The sequence below is a fragment of the Kitasatospora sp. NPDC057542 genome, from assembly GCF_042801945.1.
Taxonomy (GTDB): Bacteria; Actinomycetota; Actinomycetes; order Streptomycetales; family Streptomycetaceae; genus Kitasatospora.
In genome coordinates this window covers 1-26672 of the sequence record NZ_JBHVFE010000012.1, presented here as the reverse complement: position 1 = coordinate 26672, position 26672 = coordinate 1, and the positions used below count along the sequence as shown (strand labels likewise).

At 72.3% G+C, this 26672-nt stretch carries 16 protein-coding genes and 3 pseudogenes; 12 read left to right on the top strand and 7 right to left on the bottom strand.

All coding sequences use genetic code 11. The annotated features are described in order from the left end of the window. The 3 genes from ACFU7Y_RS03425 to ACFU7Y_RS03415 all read right to left on the bottom strand — a co-directional run bounded on the left by ACFU7Y_RS03425 (nt 1) and on the right by ACFU7Y_RS03415 (nt 2841). Entirely contained in the window at nt 1-1161 is a 1161-nt protein-coding gene (locus ACFU7Y_RS03425) for an acyltransferase family protein (RefSeq protein ID WP_374119883.1), read from the bottom strand. 357 nt (nt 1162-1518) lie between these two features. After that, on the bottom strand, nt 1519-2253 hold the full coding sequence (locus tag ACFU7Y_RS03420; RefSeq protein WP_224273001.1) for a hypothetical protein: 735 nt from the start codon (nt 2251-2253) through the stop codon (nt 1519-1521). After that, nucleotides 2254-2841: an RNA polymerase sigma factor gene (locus tag ACFU7Y_RS03415; RefSeq protein WP_224273000.1), complete on the bottom strand. Its 588-nt coding sequence runs from the start codon at nt 2839-2841 to the stop codon at nt 2254-2256. A gap of 532 nt (nt 2842-3373) precedes the next feature. On the opposite strand from ACFU7Y_RS03415, the gene ACFU7Y_RS03410 reads away from it, so the two are divergent. Next, nucleotides 3374-3931, top strand: a complete 558-nt coding sequence (locus tag ACFU7Y_RS03410) for a hypothetical protein (protein WP_380766343.1) — start codon at nt 3374-3376, stop codon at nt 3929-3931. Nucleotides 3932-4057: 126 nt separating this feature from the next. On the opposite strand, the gene ACFU7Y_RS03405 is transcribed toward ACFU7Y_RS03410, so the two are convergent. Continuing rightward, nucleotides 4058-4750, bottom strand: a complete 693-nt coding sequence (locus tag ACFU7Y_RS03405) for a hypothetical protein (protein WP_380766342.1) — start codon at nt 4748-4750, stop codon at nt 4058-4060. 169 nt (nt 4751-4919) lie between these two features. Here ACFU7Y_RS03405 and ACFU7Y_RS03400 point away from each other — a divergent pair. From ACFU7Y_RS03400 to ACFU7Y_RS03375, 6 genes and pseudogenes are all read left to right on the top strand, one after another. Next, nucleotides 4920-5097, top strand: a pseudogene (locus ACFU7Y_RS03400) (IS1182 family transposase); the annotation flags it as partial. Nucleotides 5098-5536: 439 nt separating this feature from the next. Continuing rightward, nucleotides 5537-10504, top strand: coding sequence for an amino acid adenylation domain-containing protein (locus ACFU7Y_RS03395; RefSeq protein ID WP_380766341.1), 4968 nt, complete (start codon nt 5537-5539; stop codon nt 10502-10504). A gap of 103 nt (nt 10505-10607) precedes the next feature. Then, on the top strand, nt 10608-16139 hold the full coding sequence (locus tag ACFU7Y_RS03390) for an amino acid adenylation domain-containing protein (protein ID WP_380766340.1): 5532 nt from the start codon (nt 10608-10610) through the stop codon (nt 16137-16139). Between the two features lie 287 nt (nt 16140-16426). Next, nucleotides 16427-16975 (top strand): histidine phosphatase family protein, encoded by a 549-nt coding sequence (locus tag ACFU7Y_RS03385; RefSeq protein ID WP_224279830.1) that lies wholly within the window; start codon nt 16427-16429, stop codon nt 16973-16975. 875 nt (nt 16976-17850) lie between these two features. Beyond that, complete coding sequence (locus ACFU7Y_RS03380) at nt 17851-18702, top strand: DUF3626 domain-containing protein (protein ID WP_380766338.1); 852 nt, start codon at nt 17851-17853, stop codon at nt 18700-18702. Nucleotides 18703-19147: 445 nt separating this feature from the next. After that, nucleotides 19148-19645 carry a hypothetical protein gene (locus ACFU7Y_RS03375; RefSeq protein WP_380766336.1) on the top strand — a complete coding sequence of 166 codons (498 nt, stop codon included), beginning with the start codon at nt 19148-19150 and terminating at the stop codon, nt 19643-19645. Between the two features lie 177 nt (nt 19646-19822). Here ACFU7Y_RS03375 and ACFU7Y_RS03370 read toward each other — a convergent pair whose 3' ends face one another. Further along, nucleotides 19823-20731 (bottom strand): aminotransferase class I/II-fold pyridoxal phosphate-dependent enzyme, encoded by a 909-nt coding sequence (locus ACFU7Y_RS03370; protein WP_380766334.1) that lies wholly within the window; start codon nt 20729-20731, stop codon nt 19823-19825. 7 nt (nt 20732-20738) lie between these two features. Between ACFU7Y_RS03370 and ACFU7Y_RS03365 the strand changes: the two genes are divergently transcribed. From ACFU7Y_RS03365 to ACFU7Y_RS03350, 4 genes are all read left to right on the top strand, one after another. Continuing rightward, a complete protein-coding gene (locus ACFU7Y_RS03365; protein ID WP_380766333.1) occupies nt 20739-21404 on the top strand; it encodes an EamA family transporter in 666 nt (221 codons plus the stop codon). A gap of 991 nt (nt 21405-22395) precedes the next feature. After that, nucleotides 22396-23400 carry a DUF1259 domain-containing protein gene (locus ACFU7Y_RS03360; protein WP_224279850.1) on the top strand — a complete coding sequence of 335 codons (1005 nt, stop codon included), beginning with the start codon at nt 22396-22398 and terminating at the stop codon, nt 23398-23400. Nucleotides 23401-23453: 53 nt separating this feature from the next. Further along, nucleotides 23454-23828 (top strand): hypothetical protein, encoded by a 375-nt coding sequence (locus ACFU7Y_RS03355; protein ID WP_380766356.1) that lies wholly within the window; start codon nt 23454-23456, stop codon nt 23826-23828. A gap of 368 nt (nt 23829-24196) precedes the next feature. Next, complete coding sequence (locus tag ACFU7Y_RS03350) at nt 24197-24583, top strand: hypothetical protein (RefSeq protein ID WP_380766355.1); 387 nt, start codon at nt 24197-24199, stop codon at nt 24581-24583. Between the two features lie 63 nt (nt 24584-24646). Here ACFU7Y_RS03350 and ACFU7Y_RS03345 read toward each other — a convergent pair. Next, a pseudogene (locus tag ACFU7Y_RS03345) lies at nt 24647-25114 on the bottom strand (transposase); the annotation flags it as partial. Between the two features lie 27 nt (nt 25115-25141). After that, nucleotides 25142-25270, bottom strand: a pseudogene (locus ACFU7Y_RS03340) (CPCC family cysteine-rich protein); the annotation flags it as partial. A 152-nt stretch (nt 25271-25422) separates the two neighbouring features. Here ACFU7Y_RS03340 and ACFU7Y_RS03335 point away from each other — a divergent pair. Further along, entirely contained in the window at nt 25423-26547 is a 1125-nt protein-coding gene (locus tag ACFU7Y_RS03335) for a hypothetical protein (protein WP_380766332.1), read from the top strand. Nucleotides 26548-26672 lie beyond the last annotated feature (125 nt).

Sequence of the window (26672 nt, the reverse complement as noted above, 5' to 3'; positions counted from 1 at the left end):
TCAGTCCCTTCTTTCCCACTGGCTGGGCACGTGGGTGTGTGCGGTCATGGAGCGGCGCGATGCGGGTTGTGATCGGAGCAGTAGTCGTCGGCCGGGGCGTTCGACGCCGGCGTACAGGGCCCAGGCAAGAGTGAGCGAGAGGGCGAAGGCCGCTGCCGTGGTGGCAAGGGCGGGGACGGTGGCGAGGTGGGGCTGGTCGCCGAACAGGGCCTCGCCGGTGCGCATGACCAGGATGTGGATCATGTAGAAGGCGAAGGACCACTCGCCGAGCCGCACCAGGCGCGGGTGGCGCCAGAATGAGGGGGCGCCGGTGAGGTCGGCCCTGGCGGCAGCGGGGATGAGCATGGCCAGGCCGAGCACGGTGCAGGCGGCGTAGCCGTATTCGCCCGGGAGCTGGGCGACGAGGAAGTAGCCGATCAGCGTGGCCGCCAGGGCGACATCGAGTCCGGGGCCGCGCCAGGTGCCGGTCTTGACCAGGAGGCCGAGCGTGACGCCGAGAACGAATTCCGGGAGCCGGGGGAGCGGGGAGGAGTAGAGCGTCCAGCCGAGGGCGTAGCGGGTGTTCGCCCACGGCATCAGCACGAGGAGCGTGCCTGCGGCCAGGGCGGTGGCGGCAAGGGCGCGGGTGGGCAGGCGGCGCAGGCCTGCGTACAGGACGGGGAAGGCGGAGTAGAAGAAGGCCTCGCAGACCAGGGACCAGCTGACCGGGTTCAGGGTCTGCCACCACTCGGGCTTCCAGGAGCTGACCAGCAGCAGGTTCGCCGCCGCCTCCCGGGCACCTCCGGGCCGAAGCCCGGGAACCAGGCTGTAGGCCAGCACCAGCGCGGTGATGGCGGTGACCAGGTGGACCGGGTAGATCCGGGCCAGGCGCCGCCGCCAGAAAGTGCGGGCCCGTTCCCCGGGCAGGGCGGACCAGGCCAGCACGAACCCGGACAGGATGAAGAAGAACGACACTCCCACGGCGCCGGCCCCGAACGCCCAGTTCACCAGGCGGCCGCTCCGGCCCTGCCCGAAGTAGCCGAAGTTGCGGACGTGGTAGACGAAGACCGTGAACGCGGCCACCCAGCGCATCCCGGTCAGCGACGGCAGCTGACCACCGCCGGGCCGCTGCGGGGTTTTCGGGGTTGATCGTGGCTGTGTTCGCTGTGCTGTCAGGGCCATCGGGGGCACCGCCCGGCGGGTGGTGGCGTGGCTGCGCATGTGAGGGCAGGCATCAGGAACTCCTGTCATGAGGGTGTCGGGTCACGAGCGCGGGAGCGGCAGCTCGGGACGGGTGCCCCGGCGGACGGCCGACAGGTCCGGGAGCGTCGGCCGTCCGCTGTGAAACCGAGGGTCGTGCGCGTCCGGGGCGGGGAGACTTCCGCCAGCCGCTCGGCGAGACCGTGCCTGCACCTGCCCCGGCCCGGCGCCCGCCCGCCGGCGGCCGCGGCCTCACCTTCTCCGACCCCGGCGGATCCGAGCGCTACCACCACGGGTAGCCCCCGCGACTGCGAGACGCCCGTGGGCACGGTCATGGCCCTACTGGAAGTGAACGGTACCGGGCGGCGGGGCCGGCAGGCAGTCCGGGCCCGATCCGTCCAGTAGACCTCCTGTGATCGCCCCGTAGGCGTGGGCGGGGTCGGTCTTGGCGAGCGGGAAACCCACCATGAGCAGCTTGTCAGCGGGGATCTTGCTGGGGCGGATGTAGAGAACGGTCTTACCGTCTTCCCAACCGATGTCCCAGCCGTTGGTGCGCAGACTGATGTCGCCGGGGGCGGGGTTTGCCGAACCGGACGGTGCCGGGGGCAGCGTTTCGCTGTGGGGCGGTTCCGGGCTGGGGGATGTGGACGGGGACGTGGATGGGGACGTGGACGGGCTGGGGGATGCGGACGGGTCGGGGTTGCCCCGCGGGGTGGTGGTGCAGTCGGGGTCACCGGCCAGCACGCGGCTGTGAACGCCGATACGGTCCAGGTCTTCCTGCAGCTTGTCCAGGTCGATCTTGCCGGCCGGGTTGACGATGGTGAGTTTGACGAGGTCGCTCTCGTTGTTCTGCAGGGTGTAGGCGGCCGCGGTCTGGGTCGGAAGCGCGGTCAGGGCGACACCCGCCACGGCGGTGGCCAGGCCCGAGGCCAAGCCGACCGGGACCCAGCGCACGCGGGCGCGGCGGCGGGGTCGGGCAATGGCCGACTGGTCGGGGTGCGGGCTGTCCGCCCGCTGTTGGACGTGGTTCTTGAGCTCGTGCATCAACCGCTCCTCGAAGCGTTCGGCGTTCATTCAGGCCTCCACCAGGGACGAGGGGGGCGGAGCAGATTCGAGATAGGTGTCGGGCTGCTTCAGGGCCTTGCGAGCCCGGTGCAGCCGGACGCGGGCAGCCACGGTGCTGATACGAAGTGCCTTGGCGGCCTCGGCGACGCTCAGACCGTCAACCGCCACCAGTTCCAGCACCTCCCGCAGTCCGAGCGGCAGCAAAGCGATGCGTTCCAGCAACTGCCGTGAGGCGCGCTCGGCGTCGATGCGCTCCTCCAGCCGTGCGATGTCATCGCCGTCCAGCAGTCGGTGGCCGGCTATTCGGTCCTCGGCCGCCCAGATCCGCGCCGCGCGCCGTTCCTGGGACGCGGCCACGTTGCGGGCGATGCCATGCAGCCAGGCGATCGGGGTTCCCAGCTCCGACCGGTACCCGCCGGCGGCGGAGATCGCCGCGAGGAAAACCTCGGCGACCAGGTCGGCCGCAGTGTGCGGGTCCCGGGTCCGCCGGGTCGCGTACCGCAGCACCGCTTGCACGTGCTCGCGGTAGAAGGCCTCGAACGCTTCCGGATCCTCACCGATCCGCGCGACCAGGCCGCTGTCCGGCGGTTGCCTCACATCGACTCCCTTGTCTGTCCGTCCCCCATCTCCTCTTGGTGATGCACGACAGGAGCGTTACATCCGAACCTGAATCCACCCCGAGGGCCTCGGCCGCGGCGGCATGATCCAGACCGGCCCATGCCTGGCTCTGTCACATCCGCGCACCCGAGTTCCCGTGACCCCGCTCACACCGGCAGGAGACCCCCCGGCCGCCGCCGCAGCCGGCTGTCCGCCAGGGCCGCGCCCAGCGGCGTGTGCTCGTAGCGGACGGCCCGGTCGACACGGATGCGGGTGACCAGACCGGCGCCGCGCAGCACCGCCGGCGGTCGCGGGCCTCGCCGCCGCCCTGGCCGCGGCTGCCCTCGCCCTGGACGCGATACGCCACGCCGTGCGGTGAACAGCATTCGGTAAGTCGGGCGGAGGAGGAGCTGTTCCCCCGCCGGGGGGAGCCGGTCCCTCCCCGCGGCGGAGGCCGCGACCAGGGGTGAGCCGGGAGGTTGGAGGCAGTCGGGAAACAGCCCGACTCCACTCTCGCCACTGAGGACTGACCATGCGAAAGCTCACCACCGCCGTCGCACTCACCACTGCGGCCGTGGCCCTTGCAGCCGGGACGGTCGGTACTGCCGCGGCCGCACCCGCGCCGGCCACCCCCGTACCGGCCCAGCACCTCGCCCTGTACAGCTGGACCCTGCTCAACGAGTACGGCCCGGGCCCCAACCCGGGCGAGCGGCTCACCGCGCAGGTCAGCGCCCGTACGGTCGACGGCCACACCCGGGGGCACGCCGTGGTGCAGCACGTCTTCGAGAAGAGCGGCACCATCCGGGCCGAGTTCGACGTCGACTGCCTGACCGTCGACGGGAACGGCGCCATCACCGTGACCGGGCCCATCTCGCAGACCGTGGTCACCCCGATCGGGGGCGAGCCGTACCTCTTCGAGGAGGGCCGGCACCCCGAGGCCGGTCTCACCTTCTACCCGGCCGACGAACAGCACCAGCGCCGGGTCGGCTGGAACCGGACCAACCCCCAGATGCATACCGAAGTCGTCAAGTGCGGCGCGGTTCCGGCCGGCTTCTGGGTCATCGACGGCGGGACCTTCCTGCGCCGCTAGGGGAACGTGTCTCAGTGACCGGTAGCCGCTGTAGCCAACCGGTAGCCGCTGTAACCAACAGGTCAGGTCGGGTGGGTGGTCCAGTGGCCGAGCCGGCCCACACTCTGGGGAGCGTGGGCCGGGCGGCTACGCGCTGCGGCCCAATCCGAAGCGCGTTGCCAGCTGACCGGCCAGGTCGGTGGCGGGAGCGCTGCCGTCGACCGTGATGATGCCGGGGGCGTGACCGTCGGCCTGGTGGCGGACTTCCTCGTCCCAGAGGGCATCGCGGGCGAGGCGCATGGTCAGCATGGTCGCGGGATCATTGCTGCCCCAGTTGGCTTGCGCACGGGCGGGATCCGCGTAGCGCGCACGGAGTGCGTTCTGCCGGAACCCGGGTGTGGGCAGGAGAAAGACCGCTTGGTCGGACCGGTGCAGCAGCGGTGCGAGATGGCCGGGCAGGATCCCGAAGTAGTCCACCAGGATGATGTGATCGGCCGGCATGGCGAGCAGGTCTTCGGTGACGAAGCCGATCGTCTCTCCGTGCAGACCCGCCATCGCTTGGAACACCTGTCGCGGGGTGCGGCCCTCCCACATTCCGCCGGGTGGCACTCCCCGCATGGCGGACAGGTGAGGGTGGCGCTGCGGCGTGCATCGCGCCAGCCAGCTGTGTTCCGCGCGGTCGCCGTTGTACACGTGGACGCCGTGCCGGTCGGCCAGTAGGCGGGCCAGCGTGGTCTTTCCGGCAGCCGTACCACCGGCGATCCAGCGTACGTGGGCGAGTCGATCGGTCAGTTCTCTGCTGGTCGCGGTGTCCGGGAATGGAGAATCCATGGGTGCCATGGTCCCGGTCTCGGCCTGGAAATTTCAGTCTTGTTCTTGTGCGGTACATGACCGACGCTGAAAGAGAGGGGTTGGCAATCGCTCCGTCAGCTCGTATCGCCGGCCCCGTGATTGGAACATATGGCGGGAGCCTCTGGGGGCTGTGACCAGTTGGTGTTGTACGTCGGGCGCCCCGGACTTCCGCTCGATCGCCCGGTTCCGCCGCCGTCATCTGTACGCCCTCGCCGGCCTGTTCCTCCAATTGCTCCACCTCGCGCAGAAGCTCGGCATGGTCAAGATGGGGCCGCGTTGCCCTGGACGGCACGAAGCCGGAGGCCGGCGCCCCCGAGCGCAAGGCCTTCCGCCATGTCCAGGACGAGGAATGCCGCCGGCAGTGCACCGACACCACCGGCGAGCAGGCGGCGATCGTCTGAACGGCCCGGAGGCAGGCCAGATCACCCGCCACCGGCACGCAGGCGCGGAAAAACGGCCGGTAACTGGCGATCACATCCACGCAGCCAGTTGCCCGTTACGGACTCACACTCCTGGCTGACGGGGTGTCTAAAGAGAACGTAGCGGCCCACGCTGTTCCTGCCAAGACGGCTGACAATGTGTACGGGATCGCCTACGAACCGTCACGCTTGCGCAGCTCCGATCGGCGTGGCGGAGGGGATCTTTCCGGCATATCGAACGCGTGACGGAAATGTGCTGGTGATCCGTAGATCTTTACCCCACCATCTCCCAGGGCACACCGCCCATTTCTCGCCGACCACAAGTCGATGCAGCAGCAGCCCTCAGGAGAGAGTGATGAGTTCGACGGGACTTCCCCCGCTGGAGCCGGCCGCGCCGCTGGCCGCCCTGGTTACCGCGCAGGTCAGACGGACCCCGGACGCCACCGCCGTGATCGACGGCACGCGCCGGCTGACCTACCGTGAACTGGACGCCGCGGCCGAGGCGATGGCGGGCCGACTGGCCGCCGCCGGTGTCCGGGCCGAGACACTGGTCGGAGTCTGCCTACCGCGAACGGCGGACCTGGTGGTCAGCCTGCTGGCGGTCCTGCGGGCCGGCGGCGCGTACGTGCCGCTCGACCCGGCGTACCCACGCGACCGCCTCGAACTGGTCGTCGGCGACGCGCAGGCCCCCGTCGTGGTCACCGACCGCGCCCACGAGCACCTGCTGAACGGTGCCGGCGCCACCCTCCTGTACGTCGACGGCGAGAGCCCCTCCGCTCCGCTCGACCCGGCCGCCGAGCGCCCCACCACCGGCGACGCCGCCACCGACGCGCTCGCCTACGTGCTCTACACCTCCGGCTCCACCGGCCGCCCCAAGGGCGTCTCGGTCACCCAGCGCGGCGTCAACGCCATGCTCCGCTGGGCCGCCGGCACCTACACCGCCGCCGACCTCGCCGGCGTCCTGTTCGGCACCTCCGTCTGCTTCGACATCTCGGTGTACGAGCTGTTCCTCCCGCTCTCCGTCGGCGGCACGATCATCGTCGCGGAGAACGTCCTCGCCCTGCCCGAGCTGCCCGCCCGGGACGAAGTCACCCTGGTCAACACCGTGCCCAGCGCCATGGCGGCGCTGCTGCGCGGCGACGGCCTTCCCGGCGGCGGGGGTCTGCCGGGCACCGTGCGCGTGGTCAACCTGGCCGGCGAGGCCCTGCCCCGCCACCTGGCCGACAAGGTCTACGCCCAGCCCCGGGTCGAGCGCCTCTACAACCTGTACGGGCCCACCGAGGACACCGTCTACTCCACCTGGTCGCTGGTCCCGCGCGACGAGACCGGCGAGCCGGTCATCGGCCGCCCGCTCGACGGCACCCTCGGCCACGTTCTCGACGAGCACCGGATACCCGTGCCCGACGGCGGCATCGGCGAGCTCTACCTCTCCGGCGAGGGCCTGGCCCGCGGCTACCACGGCCGCCCCGACCTCACCGAGGAGCGCTTCGTCCACGTCGACGGCCTGCGCTGCTACCGCACCGGCGACCTGGTCCGCCGCCTGCCCGACGGCGACCTGGAGTACCACGGGCGCGTGGACCACCAGGTGAAGGTCCGCGGCTTCCGCGTCGAGCTCGGCGAGATCGAGGCCGTGCTCGCCACCCACCCCGCCGTCGAGTCCGCCGCCGCGGTCGTCCAGCGCGACGAGGCCGGCGACTACCTGGCCGCCTTCGTCCAGCCCGCCCCCGGCGCGCCCGAGCCGACGCCCGCCGAACTGCGCGCCCACTGCGCCGCCGCCCTGCCCGGCTACATGGTGCCGCTGGCCGTCGCCGTCCTGGCGCAGATGCCGCTCACCCCCAACGGCAAGACCGACCGCAAGGCGCTGCCCCCGGTCGCCCGCAGCCGCGCCGGGCACGAGCTGTTCGTCGCCCCCCGCACCCCCGTCGAGACCCGGATCGCCGAACTCTGGCAGGCCCTGCTCGGCGTCCCCGAGGTCGGCGTCCACGACGTCTTCCTCGACCTCGGCGGCCACTCCCTGCTCGCCGCCGGCCTGCTCGCCCGGATCGAGCGCGAGTTCGGCACCCGGGTGCCGCTCGCCGAGTTCTTCGCCGCCCCGACCATCGCCGCCCTCGCCGTCCGGGTCGCCAACGGCGGCGGCGGCCGGGCCTCCGTCGAGCCGCCCCGGCGCCAGGCCGAACTGCCCGCCCGCGCCACCGACTTCCAGCGCGAACTGTGGCTGCACGAGTCCATGCAGCACGACAGCCCGCTCTACAACGTGCCGCTGCGGATCCGCGCCGAGGGCGCCCTCGACCGCGAGGCGCTCGGCCGCGCGCTCACCGAGGTCGTCCGCCGCCACGAGGCGCTGCGCACCGCGCTGCGCGGAGCCCCGATCCCGACCGAGCACGACCCGGTCATCGCCGACGTCCGCCCCCCGTACGCCGTCGACGTCCCGCTGCTCGACCTCACCGGGCCCGACGGTGCCGCGCCCGACGAGCAGACGCTCGACGCCGCGCTGCGCGCCGAGGCCGCCCGCCCGCTCGACCTGTCCGACGGCAGGCTGCTGCGCGCCCTCGCCGTGCGCACCGGCGAGGACCGCCACGAACTGCTGCTCACCGTGCACCACGCCGCGATGGACGGCTGGGCCGCCGGACTGCTGCTCACCGAGGTCGCCAGCGCCCACCGCGACGGTGAACTGCCCGAGCCCGCACTGCAGTTGTCCGACGTCGCCCGCTGGGAGGAGCGCAACGTCGAGGCCGGCCGCGAGGCCGCCGAGCGCTGGGGCGAGCGGCTGCGCGGCATCGAGGCCGACCAGCACCTGCCCGGCGACCGCCCGCACCCCAACCCGCAGGACGTCGCCGGCCGCCGGATCTCCCGCCGGCTCGACGCCGGCCTCGTCACCGGCGTCGAGAAGTGGGCCGCCCAGGAGGGCGCCAGCCTCTACATGGCGGTGCTCGCCGCGCTCGGCGGGATGCTGCACCGCTACACCGGCCACACCGACGTCGCCGTGATCAGCCCCTTCGCCGTCCGCCCGGTGCCCGAGCTGGAGACGGTGCTCGGCTCGCTGATCAACACCGTCGCGCTGCGCTTCGACGTGACCGGCACCGACACCTTCCGCGAACTGCTCGCCCGGGTCCGCCCGACCGTCCTGGAGGCCGCCGAGCACAGCGGCCACCCGTTCGTCGAGCACGCCCGCCGCTCCGGCGGCTCGGCCGGCCTCACCGCCTCGCCGATCTCCCAGGTGCTGCTCGCCGTCCAGAACCACCCGGTGGCCGGCGTCGAACTGCCCGGCCTGCGCCTGACGTTCGTCGGCGAGGTGTGCAACAGCGCCGCGAAGACCGACCTCTCGCTGTTCCTGGAGTTCCCGGCCGACGGACCGCTGCTGTCCGCCGAGTACCGCACCTCCCGCTACGAGGAGCGGTCCGTGCGCGCCGCGCTCGACCACCTGGTCGCGCTGCTCGCCGCCGCCGTCGCCGAACCCGACCGCCCGCTCGGCGAGCTGGCCATGCTCTCCGCCGCCGAACTCGTGGCCGACGAGCCGGTCAACCGCACCGAGGCGCCGATCCCCGACGCCCGGCTGCACGAGCTGGTCGCCGCCCAGGCCGCCCGCACCCCGGACGCGCCCGCCGTGTCCGCCGCCGACGGCACCCTCGGTTACGCCGAACTCGACGCCGCCGCCAACCGGTTGGCCCACCTGCTGGCCGCCCGCGGCGCGGGCCCCGGCAGCCTGGTCGCCGTCGCCGTCCGGCGCGGCCGGCTGCTGCCCGCCGCCCTGCTCGGCGTGCTGCGCAGCGGCGCCGCCTACCTGCCGCTCGACATCGACCAGCCGCTGGCCCGCAACCGGGGCGTGCTCGACGACGCCGGCGTCACCCTGCTGGTCGCCGAGACCGCCACCGCCGGCGACGAACTGCTGCACGGGCGCGAGAGCGTCCTGGTGGACGGCCCCGAGCACGCCGCGGCCCCCGCCGAGGCGCCCGCCGTCACCGTCGGCGCGGAGGACCCGGCCTACCTGCTGTACACCTCCGGCTCCACCGGCCGCCCCAAGGGCGTCGCCGTGCCGCACCGCGCGATCGTCAACTTCCTGACCTCGATGGGCCGCGAACCCGGCCTCACCGAGCGGGACGTGATGGCCGCCGTCACCACCGTCACCTTCGACATCGCCGGCCTGGAGCTGTGGCTGCCGCTGGTCACCGGCGCCCGGGTGGAGATTGCCGACCGTGCCACCGCCACCGACGGGGCCGCGCTCGGCGCCTGGCTCGACAAGCGGGGCGTCACCCACCTCCAGGCCACCCCCGCCACCTGGCGGATGCTGCTGGAGGCCGACTGGGCCGGCCGCTCCGGGCTGACCGCCCTGTGCGGCGGCGAGGCGCTCACCGCCGACCTCGCCCGCGCCCTGCTCGGCCGGGTCGGCGCGCTGTGGAACCTGTACGGCCCGACCGAGACCACCGTCTGGTCGACCGTCCAGCAGGTCACCCCGGAACTCGCCGCCCACGGCGGCGTGGTGGCCCTCGGCGCGCCCATCGCCAACACCCGGCTGCACCTGCTCGGCTCCTCCGGCCAGCCCGTCCCGGTCAACGGCATCGGCGAACTCTGCATCGCCGGCGCCGGCGTCGCGCTCGGCTACCACGGCCGGCCCGACCTGACCGCCGAACGGTTCACCGCCGAACCCGGCCGCACCGACGGCGCGCCGATGTACCGCACCGGCGACCTCGCCTGCCGCCGCGCAGACGGCCGCCTGGAGTACCACGGCCGCGTCGACGCCCAGGTCAAGCTCCGCGGCTTCCGCATCGAGCTGGGCGAGATCGAGGCCGCGATCACCGCCGTCCCCGGCGTCACCGCCGGCGCCGCCCGGCTCGTCGAGACCCCGGCCGGCCCGGTCCTGGCCGGCTACGCCGTCGCCCCCGGCCTCACCGAGGACACGCTGCGCACCGCCCTGTTCGAGCAGCTGCCCGACTACATGGTGCCCGCCGGCCTCGTGCTGCTCGACGCGCTGCCGCTGACCCCGGCCGGCAAGGTCGACCGGGCCTCGCTGCCCGTGCCGCAGCTCGGCGGCGCCGGCGCCCCGCCCGAGGGCGACTGCGAGGAACTGCTCGCCGACCTGTGGATCGAGGTCCTCAAGGTCGAACGGGTTTCCCGGCACGACGACTTCTTCGCGCTGGGCGGCCACTCGCTGCTCGCCACCCGGCTGCTCGCCCGGATCCGGGACACCTTCGAAACCGAACTGCCCCTGCGCGTCGTCTTCGAGGACCGGACGCTGGCCGGCCTGGCCCGCCGCGTCGAGGAGCGCCTGCTGGAGGAGATCGACGACCTCGACGACCTCGACGAGACCGCCGGGAGCACGCTGTGACCCACCGCACCGAATCCGGAGCCACCGGCAACACCGGCGGCTCCGGAACCACCGACGCACGCCCGGCCGCCGGCGACACCGGCGCCCGAACGGGGGAGACCGCATGACCGACCAGCCCACCACCGGGTCCGTCCCGGAACCGGACCCGGCCGCCAGACGGCAGGAACTGCTGCGCCGCCGCCTCGCCAAGGCCAAGGCCGCCAAGGCGGCGGCCGCGGCCGGCGGCACCGAGCGCCACAGCATCGCCCCGCGCCCCGAGGGCACCCCGGTGCCGCTCTCCTCGGCCCAGCGCCGGATGTGGTTCCTGGCCCAGTACGAGCCGGACAGCGCCGCCTACCACATCCCGCTCGCCCTGCACCTCGACGGCGAGCCCGACACGGCCGCCCTCGGCGCCGCCCTCACCGACGTCCTCGCCCGGCACGAGGTGCTGCGCACCGTCTACCCGGAGGTCGACGGCGAGGTGAGCCCCGAGACGCTGCCCGCCGACCGGTTCACCCTCACCACCGCCGACGTTCCCGCCGAGCAGGTCGACGCCTGGCTGGAGACCGAGGCCCGCCGCCCCTTCGACCTCGCCGCCGACCTGCCGCTGCGCGCCGCCCTGCTGCGCACCGGCGACGGCGCCGTGCTCAGCCTGGTGCTGCACCACATCGCGGCCGACGGCTGGTCGATCGGCGTGCTCTTCGACGACCTCGCGACCGCCTACGGCGCCCGGCGCACCGGCACCGCCCCGGCGTTCGAGCCGCTGCCCGTCCAGTACGCGGACGTCGCGCACTGGCAGCAGACCGAGCTCGCCGCCGAACTCGACCGCCAGCAGGCCTGGTGGCAGGAGCGCCTGCGCGGCGCCACCGCCACCGTCACGGTGCCCGCCGACCGGCCGCGGCCCGCCGTCGCGGGCACCGCGGGCGCCCGGTTCACCGCCGAGCTGGGCGTCGAGCGCAGCCGCCGGATCCGCACCCTCGCCGAACAGACCGGCACCACCGTCTACATGGTGCTGCTGGCCGCCCTGCAGACCCTCCTCGGCCGCTACACCGGCAGCGAGGACGTCACCGTCGGCACCCCGATCGCCGGACGCACCCGCAGCGAGACCGAGCCGCTGGTCGGTTGCTTCGTCAACACCCTGGCGATGCGCACCGACCTCTCCGGCGACCCGACGGTCCGCGAGCTCCTGGAGCGCGTCAAGGACGCCACCCTCGGCGCCTACGGCCACCAGGACCTGCCCTTCGAGCGGCTGATCGACGCGCTCGGCCTGGCGCGCGAACTCGCCCACACCCCGCTGTTCCAGGTGCTGCTCAACGTCCACAACCAGGCCGAGGCCCGCCCCGAGCTGCCCGGACACACCGTCCACTGGCAGCCGATCGGCACCGACACCGCCAAGTTCGACCTGTCGGTGGCCGTCGTCGACACCGGCGGCGAACTCGCCGCCGACCTCGTCTGGCGCACCGAGCTGTACGACGAGGCCACCGTGCGCCGGGTCTTCGGCCACCTCACCACGGTGCTCGACGCGATGGCCGCCGGCCCCGACGGCCCGCTCGCCGACCTTCCCCTGCTCACCCCGTCCGAGCAGCGGCAGCTCGCCGACTGGGACAACGAGACCCAGCGCGCCTGGGACCTCGACGGCACCCTGCACGGCCTCGTCGAGGAACAGGCCCGCCGCACCCCCGACGCGCCCGCCGTGCGCGGCGCCGACGGCGTGCTCAGCTACGCCGAACTCGACCGGCGCGCCAACGCGCTGGCCCACCGGCTGCGCGCGCACGGCGTCGGCCCGGACCGCCCGGTCGGCCTGCTGGTCGAGCGCTCCGCTGCCCTGGTGGTCGGCATGCTCGGCATCCTCAAGGCCGGCGGCGCCTACCTGCCGCTCGACCCGGTCTACCCGGACGGGCGCATCCACGGCCTGCTCGACGCCTCCGGGGCCGCCGCCGTCGTCACCACCGACGACCTGCGCGACCGGCTCACCGGCGACCTCCCGGTGGTCGTCCCGGACGGCGAGGAGCGCGCCGACGCGCCCGAGACGGACGTCCGCCCCGAGCACCTCTGCTACCTCATCTTCACCTCCGGCTCCACCGGCGCGCCCAAGGGCGTCGCCGTCGAGCACCGCAACTACCTCAACTACCTGCACGGCCTGCGCGAGCGGATCGGCGGCGACCAGCAGGGCTGGAACTGGGCGCTGGTCTCCACCTTCGCCGCCGACCTGGGCACCACCAACGTGTTCGGCGCGCTCACCGGCGGCGGCTGCCTGCACCTGCTGACCCGCGACCAGGCCACCGACCCGGACGCCTTCGCCGCCTACGCGGCCGAGCACCGGATCGACGCCATGAAGCTGGTCCCCAGCCACCTGGAGGGCCTGGCCGCGCACGGGACCGGACTCGGCGCGATCCTCCCCGCCCGGCTGCTGATCTGCGCCGGCGAGGCGCTGCGGCCCGACCTGGTGGCCCGGATCCGCGCCGCCCGGCCCGACCTGCCGCTGCACAACCACTACGGGCCCACCGAGACCACCGTCTCGATGCTCGGCATGCCGGTGCCCGCCGACCTCGGCGACGCGGCCACCGCGCCGCTCGGCCGGCCGTTCGGCAACGTCCGCGCCCACCTCCTGGACACCCGCCGGCGCCCCGTCCCGCTCGGCGTCCCCGGCGAGCTGTACGTCTCCGGCGGCGGCGTCGCCCGCGGCTACCTCGGCCGCGACGACCTCACCGCCGAGCGCTTCCTGGAGGTGGAGGGCCGCCGCGCCTACCGCACCGGCGACCTGGTCCGCCGCCGCCCCGACGGCGCCATCGAGTTCCTCGGCCGGATCGACCACCAGGTCAAGATCCGCGGCTTCCGGGTCGAGATCGGCGAGGTCGAGGCCGAACTGACCGCCCGCCCCGAGGTGCGCGAGGCCGTCGTGGTCGCCCGGGGCGAGGGCGCCGCCCGCTCCCTGGTCGGCTACCTGGTACCCGCCGACCCGGCCGCCGCGCCCGACCCGGGCGAGCTGCGCGCCGCGCTGCGCACCCGGCTGCCCGACTACATGGTCCCGGCCGCGCTGGTCGTCCTGGACGCCCTGCCGCTGAACGCCAACGGCAAGGTCGACCGGGCCGCCCTGCCCGAGCCGGTCGCCGCCCAGCCGGTCTCCGGCGGCGGCGAGCTGACCACCGACACCGAGCACGCGGTGGCCGAGGTCTACCGCCAGGTGCTGGAGGTCGAGGAGATCGGCGCGGCCGACGACTTCTTCGCGCTCGGCGGCGACTCCTTCTCCGCCGTGCGGGCCGTGCGCCTGATCGGTGACGGCCTGTCGGTCATCGACCTGTTCCAGCATCCGACCGTCCGCGAGCTCGCCGCGCTGATCGACGCCCGGGCCGGCGGCACCGCCGACGAGGGCCCGCGCACCCTGCTGCACAAACTCACCCGCGGCAACGCCCCGGCCGAGATCAACGTGGTCTGCGTCCCCTACGGCGGCGGCAGCCCGATCACCTTCCAGCCGCTCGCCGACGCGCTCCCGGCCGGCCACCGGCTGTACGCCGTCGAGCTGCCCGGCCACGACCCGAGCCGCCCCGACGACGAGCTCGCCGAACTCGCCACGCTCGCCGACACCCTGACCGCCCAGATAGTGGAGAAGGTCGACGGCCCGGTGCTGCTCTACGGCCACTGCCTGGGCGGGGCGCTCGCCACCGCCCTCGGCTCCCGGCTGGAGGAGGCCGGCGTCGACCTGCGCGGCCTCGCCCTCGGCGGCACCTTCCCCGCCGCCCGGCTGCCCGGCCGCTTCGCCGAGTGGATGGCGCGCCGGATGCCGGGTGACCGGGTGCTGTCCAACCGCGGCTACCTCGAATACCTGCGCGCCATGGGCGGCTTCACCGACGTCTACGACCAGGCCGAGCAGGACTTCCTGGTCCGGGCGCTGCGCCACGACGTCCGGCAGGCCGAGGACTTCTACACCCGTGCCTACGGGGACGAGCGGCCGGAGAAGCTCTCCGCCCCGATCCTGTGCGTGGTCGGCGAGAAGGACCGCGCCACCCAGCTCTACGAGGAGCGGTACGCCGAGTGGGAGCACTTCGGCGACACCGTCGAGCTCGCGGTCGTGCCGCGCGCCGGGCACTACTTCCTCAAGCACCAGGCCGACGAACTCGCCCGGGTGCTGGCGGAGTTCGCCGCCACCGGGGCGATATCCACCCCGGCCGCGGTCAAGCGCCCGGCCGCCCGGGCCGAGCTGGGCATCTTCGCCAAGGTGGCGATCGGCCAGTTCGTCTCGATGATCGGCACCAGCCTCTCCACCTTCGCGCTCGGCGTCTGGGTCTACCAGCAGACCAACTCGGCCTTCGACTTCGCGATGATCTCGTTCATCGCGGTGCTGCCGGCCGTCCTGCTGCTGCCGGTCGCCGGTGCGCTCGCCGACCGGGTCGACCGGCGCAAGATCATGATCATCACGGACACCGTGGCCGCCGCCGGCATGCTCGGCCTCGGCGTGCTGCTCTGGACCGACCTCCTGGAGATCTGGCACATCTACGTGGTGGCCTGCATCGGCTCCACCTGCGGAGCCTTCCAACGGCCCGCCTACCTCGCCGCGATCACCCAACTGGTGCCCAAGCGCTACCTCGGACAGGCCAACGGTCTCGCCCAACTCGGCACCGGCGCCGGCGACATGATGGCCATCCTGGCGGGCGGCGTGCTGGTCACGCTGATCGGCCTGCACGGCGTCGTGCTGTTCGACATGGCCACCTTCCTCACCGGCGTCACCTGCCTGCTGCTGGTCCGCTTCCCGGACGCCATGTTCGACAAGCAGGAGGAGCCGCTCTGGCGGGAGGTCGTCACCGGCTGGCGGTACATCGCGCGCCGGCACAGCCTGGTCGCCATGGTGGTCTTCTTCGTGGTGTTCAACTACCTGTTCGCCGTCGCCACCGTGCTGATCACCCCGATGGTGCTGGCCAGCGGCACGCCGATGCAGCTCAGCGTCATCACCGCCCTCGGCGGCCTCGGCGCCATGGTCGGCGCCCTGGTCATGGGGCTCTGGGGCGGCACGCGCCGCCGCACCATCGGCATGATCGGCTTCACCTCGGTGGTCGGCCTCGCCGCCGTCCTCGCCGGCAGCCGCCCCGAGACCGCGCTCACCGCCTGCGGACTCTTCGTCCTCTGGGCGGCCATGATGATCCTCAACTCGCACTGGATGGCGCTGATCCAGACCAAGGTCGGGATGGAGCTCCAGGGCCGCGTCCTGGCCACCAACCAGATGCTCGCCATGTCGATGATGCCGCTCGGCTTCCTCACCGCGGGCCCGCTCTCCGACCATGTCTTCGAGCCGCTGATGCGCCCCGGCGGCGCGCTCGCCGACTCGGTCGGCCTGGTGCTCGGCAGCGGACCGGGCCGCGGCGCCGGACTGCTGCTCGTGGTGGTCGGCCTGGTGCTCTTCGTCTGGGGCCTGATCGGCCTCGCCTACCGGCCGCTGCGCCTGCTGGAGGACCTCCTCCCCGACGCGCTGCCGGACGCCGAGATCGGCGACAAGGACGCCATCCAGGCCGAGGCCGACCGGCAGCTCGCCCTCGCCGAGGCAGCCCGCAAGGGCCGCCGCGCCCCGGGCGCCGTCCGGGTGCCGCACCCGTCCGGCAAGCCCGAACCGGTCGAGGACGACGACCCCGCCGACCGGGTGCACGCCTCCACCGGTCGCCGGTAGACGGTCCCACCGCAACGACCGGCGCCCCCGTCCCCCTCTCCGCGAGGGGGGGCGGGGGCGCAGGTCGTCAGCACGTTGTCGACGTGCCGCCTCCGAACTGACAGGACGGCACACCCGACAGCAGGTGGACACCGATGCGTACACGCGGTCTCCTCGCAGTGGCCGTGGCATCGGTGGCGGCCCTCGGCGCCGACCGGGCGACGAGCCCGCCCGGGTAGTGTTCGGATGCAAAGGATCAAGCGATTCCGCCGGGCCGCGCCACGGCCCGCGGACAAGGGGAGGTCAACGTGATCGTGGGTACCGGCCGGAGGCTCGTCCTGATCCGTCATGCGCAGGCCGAACGGGAGACGGCGGTCGACAAGGAACGGCGTCTCGACGAGCGGGGGCGGGAGGAGGCGTCCCGGGCCGGACGATGGCTCGCGGGTTCCGGCATCACGCCCGATCTTGCGCGGGTGTCCGGCGCCCGCCGGACCAGGGAGACCTGGGAATGCGTGGGCGCCGCGTTGCCGCGGCTCCCCGAGACGCTCCACGAGCAGGGGCTCTACGACCTCAGTGTGGAGATCCATCGGGGGGAAGCGGGGATCGGCGAGCTGGTCGCGATGGTGCGGGGGAGTTCGGACGACGTGGGCGACCTGGTCGTCGTCGGACACAATCCGAGCCTGCCCGAGCTGGTCCGGCTCCTCGTCGGAACGGCCGACGGCGACCTCTCGCGGCGGGTGGAGGAGTCCGGGTTCCCGACCGCCTCCGTGGCCGTCCTCGAGTTCGACGGTTCCTGGCAGGGGATCGGGCCCGGCGCCGCGAGGATCACCGCGTTCTGGACCCCGTCGCAGGGTTGAGACGGTGCACCTCGGGGCGTCGGTGCGTCCGGCGTCCCACGCCCCACCACCCTGGCCGGGCTCGCCGGCAGGGCTACCGGTTCCAGACCGCCCGGTGACCTCGTCGCCGGCGGCATCCGGCGGTCGATGTCCGTCCGACGAGGTGTTCAGCTGGTCATTTGTCTGGTCATGTGTCGGACAGGCCTCAGGGCCCGACGCCGTCGCGCCTGGACGACAGCGTCGCAGGCGTGCCGTGCCGAGCCTCACTGCACGGTGGCGGCTGCGATGCTGTCGAAGGTCGGCAGACCGAGGAACGCCGGCGAGGGTGCGTTCCTGCCGGGCGTCGATCTGAGCGATCTTCGCCTCGGTTCGTGCTGGCCCGGAGCCGGCCAGAGCGGCCGGCTGCGGATCACCAATACGGCTATCAGAGTGCCTTCCGGACATATCGCGAGCGAGAGACGCGCGCCGATGGGTACGTCGTCTCGCACAAGATGACCTGGGGACCGTTAGGAGACCAGCGTGTACGCGGCAGTGCGGCGGTACGAAGGGGTGACCGATCCCGCGGAGGCGGGACGCCGAGTGGCCGAGGGATTCGTGCCTCTCCTTCGCCAGGTGCCCGGATTCGTAGCCTATTACTGGGTTGATGCCGGGGATGGAGTGATGGTCTCCACCAGCGTCTTTGAAGACCGAACCGGGGCCGAAGAGTCGGTCCGGAGGGCGACTGGCTTCGTGCGGGACAACCTCGCGACACTGCTTCCCAACCCTCCCCAGGTCACGGCCGGCCAGGTTGTGGCCGCTGGATAGCGGACCTCCGCAGCGGGTCACCTCGGCGGTCGTCCGGGGCCCCAAGGCCAATCCAGGTGCACCAGTTGGTCAGGTTCGGGCACACTGCGCTGGTGAACGCTCATACAGCCCCGTCTGCACAGGAACAGGCAATCCGTCATGTCGCGTCGCTGTCATCCGGGCCTCCGGTCGACCCCGCGCTGCGAGTGACCCTGAACTTTCACCCGGACCGCACGGTGCGCGGTCGGCCGATCCTGCTCGCATTGGCCGAGGACGGCGTCTATCACTCGCAGTTCGTCACGGGAACGAGCAACGGCGGCTTGACGGCCCACCCCGGCGGTGACCGGTGGCGCTGGGAGAGCCGGATCTTCGGGGGCGCGTATGACCACGCGCCTGGGCACGAGCGCCCTGTCTACGGCGCGCTGGACTTCCGGCGCAGGCCGCTCGGCGGGGCGCCCCGGTTCGGCTCCGCGCACTTTCGGCTGACTGCTGAGGTCCTTCCACGAGCCACGTTCTGCTACCCGGACAGCGTCTTCGAACCGTCGGCCTTCGGTGTCGCGGCCCGCATGTCCCTCATAGAGCTGGCTGAGGCCGACGGCCAGGACGCACTCGACGACTACATCGAGGCACAGGTGCACGGGCCGCTCGTCCTGGACCGCGATGTCGAGGCATTGATCCTGGACCCGAGCTTCCGAGGAACGGCAGTGGAAGCCGCAGCCCGCCGCCTGCCATGCCCGCTCGAATGGCACCCAGGACTCAGGCTTACGGTCGAAGAGCTCGGACGCCACCCGGACTACCGCGGACAGGAGTACGTCGACCTGGGAGCCGAGATCGCCGTTGACGGCTACCTCGATCCCCGGATTGTCGGAGACGCCGCACGCACCGGACTCCATGACCAGCAGGCGCTCAAGAAGGTGTGGCACTGTCTGGCGCGCTTCGGGGCGGCCGAGGAGCGCAACGCCTGATCAGGCAGGCATTCGGGCAGTTCCCGTACCCGACTCCACCACTACGGCAGACCTGGTCAGACGCCGCCGTGGAGGTCGAGGGCGGCCTCGTCGGCACCGGTCTCGCCTGGACGGCTGACCGGCCGGCACCAGGCGCCAGGAGTGGACGCGCATCGCCGGAGGCGGTTCCCCGCTTCCCGACTCGACCACCGACCGGCACACGACCGTCGGAGGCGTCAGGGTGCCACCCCCCGGCGGGGTGCGGGCGAGGCATCACCCGCGCTCCGCCTGCTACGCGCCGATCTGCATCGCGCCGACGGAGACCGGAAACGCTCGGTGAGCCCGAAATACCCGGTCCCCGGGCCTGGTTGATCGCCTGCGTCGTGCTTACGTAGACTCGCTGACCTCGTGTACGGGCGACCGATTGGGCGGATCGACGGTCGGGCAGAGGGCGGAGGGGCAAGGCATGGCCCAGGTGGACAAGGTCGAACAGCGGTTGGCCGGTGAGCTGTTGCCGGGGGAACAGGTGCAGTACGGCATCCTCGGTTTCAGGATCGGCGGAATTCGCAAGACCATGATCGGTGGGGCCGCAGGAATCGCCGGAGTGGCGGGCACAGCGGCGATGGCTGTGGCCACGAGCGGTGCCAAGGCCGACGTTCCCGCCGCGCAGCTTCCATTGCCGGGCCGGTTCATCGTCGGGCTCACCGACCAGCGCCTGATGGTGTTCTCGATCGGGGGATTCTTCGTCGCCAAACCGAAGAAGCTGCTGCATGCCTACGCCCTGGACCAGCTTGCATGGATATCCGAGCCCGAACTGATCGCAGGCGTGGCGCAGGCGCTCAGGGTCTTCATCGGTGTGGCGGGTGCAGGGGTGTTGAGCTTCGAGTTTCCGCGGCTGCAGGTCGCCGAAGCCCGCAGCATGGTCAGGCGGATCGAGAGGGGCATGCCCACTCCTCAAGCGTAGGCCCGCTATGCCGGCCGTCACGCTCCCGCCGCCTGACACGGTCATCCAGGTCCACAAGTCCGAGTTGCGGGCAGAGGGATCACGGGTGATCAGCCCTGCTTGACCAGGACCTGGAACGCCTGCACCAACGGGCCGCCGAACAGAGCAGCCGCGCCGTGGCTCGGCGCTGCCGGCCTCTCACCGGCCGGGTCCCGCAGGACACCCCCCTGCTTCCCGGGCCGGGCTGCGGGCAGGTCGGCCGGCGGCGGGGACGGCGTCTTCCCGTTGACGACCGCCCGCCGTCCCGATGACCCGCGTGTCGTGCAGCCGGGTCACATTGCGCGGGAGAGACGTCGGATGCCTTCGTCGATCTGGTCGACGGAGGTTTCTCCGTAGGTGAGGCGGAGGTAGGCGCCGTCGGGTTCTGCAGGGAACCAGGGGGTGCCCGAGGAGACGAGAACTCCGGCTGCCAGTGCGCGTGCGGCGAGGGCGTCGGAATCGGTGCCGTCCGGGAGCCTGACCCACACGTGCATGCCGCCCCGGGGCACACGTGACGTCCGCCTCGGGCAGGTGGGCGGCGAGGGCCCGTAGGAGGGTGTCGCGGCGGTGGGCGAGCTGGCGGGAGACACCGCGCAGGTGGCGGGGCAGGGCGGTGGAGGTGAGGAAGTCGAGTGCGGTGGCCTGCAAGGGGCCCGAGACGTAGAGGTCGTCGAGGGCCTTGGCCGCGCGCAGCCGGGTGAGGGCCGGGCCTCGGGCGGCGAGCGCGGCGACGCGTAGGCCGGGGGCGATGGTCTTGGTGAGAGAACGGACGTGCACGACGTGTCCGGTCTCGTCCTCGGACATGAGCGTGGGGGGGGGTACGGGGGTGTCGATGGCCAGGTCCCGGGCGTAGTCGTCCTCGATGACGAATGCGGAGTGCCGGGCCGCGGTGTCGAGGAGCCGGGCGCGGCGTTCGGGGGCCAGGGTGGTTCCGGTGGGGTTGGCGTACAGGGGCTGGGCGACGACGAGGTGTGCCCCGGTGCGGGCGAGGGCTTCGTCGAGCAGGTCGGTACGCATGCCATGGGCGTCGGTGGGGACGGGGACGACCTCGGGACGAGCGGCGATCATCCTGGGGTTGCTGCCGGCGGTCACCGCGATGTTCGCCCAGGTGATCGGAGGCGAGCGGCTCCCGGCCGGTTTCTGGGCGGCGTCCCTGGCGGGGATCGCCGTGCTCACCGGATGTCTGCTGCTGACCCGGCCCGGTGCGGCGGCCGCCGGGTTCGGCTGGGGAGACCTGACCATGCTGGGGGCCGCCCTGTGTTCCGGTTTCGGGTACGCGGTCGGGGCCAGGGAGGCCAGGAGTGTCGGCGGTGCCTGCAGCATCTCCTGGTCGCTCGTCCTGCTGCTGCCGTTCTCGATCCCGGCCGCGTCCGTCGCCTTCCTGACCGGCACCTACGATCTGAGGCCCTCGGTGGTCTTCGGGATCGCCTACATCGCCATCGTCTCCCAGCTGCTGGGGTTCTTCGCCTGGTACGGCGGCCTGGCTCGCGGCGGCATCGGCCGCGTCGGCCAGATCCAGCAGATCCAGCAGATCCAGCCGATCCTCACCCTCGTCGCCTCCGCCGTGCTCCTGGGCGAACCCCTCACGGCCGGCGCCTACCTCGTCGGATTCGCCATTGCCGCACTCGTGTGGCTCGCCCAACGCGCTCGTACCACAGCCGCTCAGACGGTCACCCGTACTCGGCTCGCACCCCCATCCGCCGTCACGGACCGGCTGGACCACGAGAACAACGGATCTTGATCAGTGAGGACACCCCGTGGACAACCCCGAGTTTCGCCCGCCGAACTCGCCGGTGCAGGTCGGAGCCGCGCGTCGTACAGGCCGTCACCCACCCGGAGCTGCAGGACGAGGGCACGGTGCATCGCCGCGACAAGCTGGTGCAGCGCCAGGACGAGGAGGTGCAGGACCCCCTCGTCCTGGCACTCCTGCCGGAGGTTGTCCCGGGCAGGTCGGCTTGCCCGGCCTGGTTGCCCCCGAGGTGCAGCAGGTTGCCCCGCCCGGACGCCGCTGCGCCCTCGGCGGTGCAGCGCGACCCGCTGCACCGCGCTGCGTGCTGCACCACCTGGGCCCCGGTGCAGCACGGCGCCGGCCGACGTCACCGCCAAGCTGCTGCACCCGCTGCTCACGGTCCGGCCCGGGCATCAAGGAATCGCCCGGGAAACCTTGGTGACCCCTCCGCATACCTTGATGCCGCAGGTCACAGCCACCGAGCCGTCCGGGTGCCCGGCGTCCTGGCGGTCGACCCGGGAACGGCAGGTCGCTCGGCCCCACTGTGACCACCCGTCCCGGCGGCCGAACCGGGCCGCGTTCGTACGCGGCGCCACTCACCTCAACAGCTCCACCACCGGGTCGCGCGCCACGCCCTCGCAACGTTGAAGGGGTCCACCGCCGAGCACCACCAGCGCCGGCACACCACATCGGACAAGGCGCAGAGCCAAGTCCCGGACGACCTCCAGCCCCCACGGCCTGGCCGCTTCCGACAGCAACACCGCCGCCCACCGCTAGACGTGGCGGCTCGAAGGAGCAGCCGGGCCGGACGCCGCCGGCCTGGACACACCCCATCCGGGTGGATCGGCCGGTCCGCGTGTGTCGAATCGTCGTTCGCACGACGAACGGTGTTCTGATTTCACGACGCGGAACGTTGGGAGGCGAACACGTGGCTACTGAAGCGAGGCCGGGACCGACCGGAACGGGCGCAGGGGCATCACGACGCCGCGTCCTGACCACGGCCATGCTGGGATCGGCATTCGCGGCACTGCCGGGACGGGCCGTCGGTGCCGGGCAGGACGCCTTGCACGAAGGGGCGTACGGCGGCACGGATCACGCCCGCGGAGGTGAGGCGGGCGCTGACGGCACGGAGGCCGGCGCGCTGGTGCGTCCGGCTGAGAGCACCGCGGGGGACTGGACTCACGTCGCAGAGGAGCTGGGCCGCAAGGGCAGCATGCTGGGCAAGCTGATCTACCGGACGGCTTTCCCGCGCACCGACCTGCACGTCGTCTCCCACGGCGTCACCGTGTCGCCGGAACTCGCCGTCGGCTCGCACGTGTCCTTCATCCGCTATGCCGACAACACCACCCTGACCATGGGAGAACTGGCCGTCACCGAGGCGGAACTGCCCCCGGTGATCGGCGCGCTGCAGTCACACGGCATCGAGCAGGTGGCCATTCACAACCACCTGCCCGCTCACACTCCCCGTATCGTGTGGATCCATACACACGGACACGGTCCGAACGCCCCGGCCCTGGCCCGAGGCCTGCGCGCCGCGTTCGCCCACACGGGTACGCCGCCCGCCAAGTCCTCGACGACTCCACCGAAGAAGCTGGAGCTGGACACGGCGGGCATCGACGCCGCCCTGGGCACCACAGGCACCGTCTACGGCAGTGTCTACAAGTCCGCCTTCCTGCGCCGCGAGACGATCACCGACGGCAACTATGCCCTGCCGCCCGGTTCCGGGGCGACCACGGCCTTCAGCTTCCAGCCGGTGGGGGGAGGCCGCGCTGCGCTCAGCGGGGATGTCGCCGTGATGGCCGGTGAGGCGCAGCACGTGCTGGGCGTACTCCAGCGCGACGGGATCGGGATCGTCGAGCTGCACAATCACGGCTTGGTCGACTCGCCCCGCATGTTCTTCATCCACGTCTGGGCCGTCGACGACGCCGTGAAGATTGCGCGGGCCCTGCATTGTGCGGTGGCCGCCACCAACGCCGTACCCGCCAATGGGGCAGGAGGGGGCGAGTAGCGGGCCTGTCGGCAGCGACCCATGGGCCGTGGTCCACGAGAACCGCTTCCTCGGTGACCCCACCGTGGCTGCGCGGGGTCGGCCGTGTGCCCGTCCGGGCACGGTCTCGCGCTGGTCGGCCCCGATCTGCCGCCGGTCACCGTGGTGCCGGACCCCCACGACGACCTCCCCCACACCCGCACCGCCCAGGCCGCCCACAACCCCACAACGGGCCGGGCCACCATCCCCCCACCATCGGCACCGACTCCACCATCGGCCTGGCCTACGGCATCCTCGCCGCCCTCGCCCTGGCCGCCTCGGCCACCGGCTGTCTGCTCACCCTCACCGCACTGGCGCTCACCGCCCTCACCGCCCTCACCGCCGCGAACCCTGCACGCCGCCGCGAGGCCCGCACCCTCCTCGCCCTGCTGCTCAACCGCAGGCCCTGACCGCCGACCGCGCCGACCCCGGAGTTTGAACGGGAACGCATGTCGCCTCCACACGCGCCGCCGCCGGCGGGGGTGGAGGCGGCGACGGCGCTCCCCATCCGGCGGCCCACCGGGCGACAGGATCCCCAAAGCCGCTGGGCCGTCTCGGTGCGGTGCCTGGCCTGCGGGCTGCCTGCCGCCGGATGGGCTGGCCTGTGCGTCGCAGGGTGCCGGAGTCCCGGTACTCCGGAAGGCACTCGGCGAGGGGCCTGTTCAGATGACTCCTCGGGCTGCCTGTCGCTGTGCCGTGGTCGTCCGCCGCTAGCGTGGCGGGCATTCCGTCTCCTCGCGATGCCGCCGCATCGCGAGCCGATCCCTGGAGTGACGCCATGCGCCGCATCACTGCCGTCCTCACCGGAGCCGTTGCGCTGTCGGCCGCTTTCACCTCCCAAGCCGTCGCGGCGCCCGCCGTGATCGATGCCCCCAACGCCAGGGCCGCCGCCGAAGTGGGCTATCGCGGCGAGCTGCTGAGGCAGAAGAACGTGGTCGACAGCTTTCAGGTCGCGGAGGGCCTCTACTGCGTCATCGTCGATCCGAACGCCGGCATCAACCTGCCCAGTGCCCTGATTCTGGGCAACGCTGGTGGCCACGCGACCAACGTCCACACGATCGGGCAGCCCACCACGTCGTGCAACGGCCGGCGGGACGCCATCACCGTCGTGACCCTCAAGGACAACCTGCCGAAGTCCGACAGCTTCACCATCGCGGTGCTGTAGCAGTCGGACAGCCCCCTGACGGAGTCCGGGCACGGCACCCTGTGTCCGGACTCCGAGCGCATCGGGGAGCTTCTCGACGGCCAGACGGATCACGGTGCCCTCGATGACGGGCAGTGGACCGTCGTGGTCGACCCAGGCCGCCCGTCGGGTCAGCTTGGGGTGGAGCGGTCCCACGCCTGCGCCACCGCTGTCCCGTAGCGACGGGTCTCGGCGGTCGTGACCGCCTGCTCGGTGCCCCGGGTCTCGGACTGGCCGAAGACGAACTCGCCGCCGTGCTTGGGCGGCCGGCCTCCCCGCGGGTTGTGGACGCGCGGCCGAGTGGGGCGGCGCATGACCCGGTCCGAGCGGAGCAGGCCGAGGATCTGCACCGGTAGCCCGGCCAGCACGTGGGCGATACGCGGGGCGTCGTAGCCGGCGTCGAGGACAACCAGGATCTCCGGATCACCCTCCTGCCAGTGACTGGCGGAGACCAGGCGTTCGACCCACGTCGCGGAGCTGGGCGGTGGTGACGGCAGCGACGTCGGCGCCGGGCTCCCTGTACTTCCGCTCCTCGGGAAAGGGCGCGCGAACGTACGTGACCCACTGGGGTGCGCAGGCGCCGATCGTCTCGTAGTTACGTTGTGCCTCGGCAAGGCTCAACGTCCCGTTCGGACCGCGCCCTTGTCGTCGCTGGTCACGTTGCCACAGATAGCAGCAGTCACCGACAGTCCGAACACGGCCGGAGGTTGAACGTCAAGCCCAGCGGCGGTGTCCGAACCTCAGGCTGTCCGAGCGGCCTCGACGTGGGTGGCCGAGGAGATGCCATGCTCACAGTCTCATCGGGCCACTACGCTGCCGGAATGATCCATCCGTCGCCCCGACCGCTGACCCTCGAAGCCGCCAAGGACCTCCAGGGTCTCCTCCGTGCCGAGATCGGGCCGGGCCTCGGCGAGCAGGAGCTCGATGACATCGAGGGCCGGTTCGGCTTCCGCTTCGCGGCGGACCACCGGGTCTTCCTCTCCGCCGGACTCCCACACGGGTCGCGAAGCTGGCCGGACTGGCGCCACGGTGACCCTGAGGACCTGCGGGCGCGCCTGTCCTGGCCGGTCGAGGGCGTGCTGTTCGACGTCGAGCACAACGGATTCTGGTACCCGGACTGGGGGCCGAAGCCCGCCGAGACGTCGGACGCGCTGCGGATCGCACGAATCGAACTGGCGGCCGTCCCGCAGCTGGTCCCGCTCTACAGCCACCGCTACCTGCCCGGCACGGCAGGCGAGTCGGGCCATCCGGTGCTCTCGGTCCACCAGACCGACATCATCTATTACGGGAACGACCTCTCCGACTACATTCGGCATGAGTTCACTGGCCGGTCGAATGGGCATTCCCGGACTCGTGCGACGGTCGGATTCTGGTCGTACATCGTCGAGGGTTGCCCGGAGACCGCGTTCACCACGCCGCACGATCACTACGCCGCAACCCCGGCGGAGGCGGTTGAGCACCTGCGGATGCTGGCGCTGGAGCGTCTGCTCGGGCGCCAGGTCCACGACGACCAGTTGGTCCAGGCCGGGCTGGTGTCGCTGGCGCTCGATGTGGAGGCACCGTCTCTACGGCTGCTCGCCGGCCTGTCGCACGACGAATACGGGCAGGCCTGCGTGCTCTTCGAGCAGGTGCTCACCGAGCTGGGTCTCGCCTCAAGTCTTCCCGCCAACGACACCGACCTTCCGTGGGAGTCGGCCCGCTGGGAGCTTGTCCGCTGGTGGCTCAGGCTGATCGTGAAGGGAAGTACGGCACCCGCAGCCGGTGGCGGCGTGATCGCGTACGACGGTTGGGGTGTGCTGGCCCGGCCCGAGGCACTGAAGCCGCTGGTCGACCTGGTCAACGACTGGGAGGCGAACGAGCACGACACACGCGAGGAGATCGCCAACGCAATCGTCACGGAGGCCGAGCGGCTGCTTGCCGGCCCATGGCCCCCGCACACGGGCTGATCCCGATCCCGGACGCGCGGTCATGTCGAGAGGGGCTGTGGACCCCTCCGGTGGCCCCGTGTCGCGGAAAAGGCCAGTCCCGGCCGCCGAAAAGGCGGCCGGGTCTTCGTAAAAGACCCACCCGC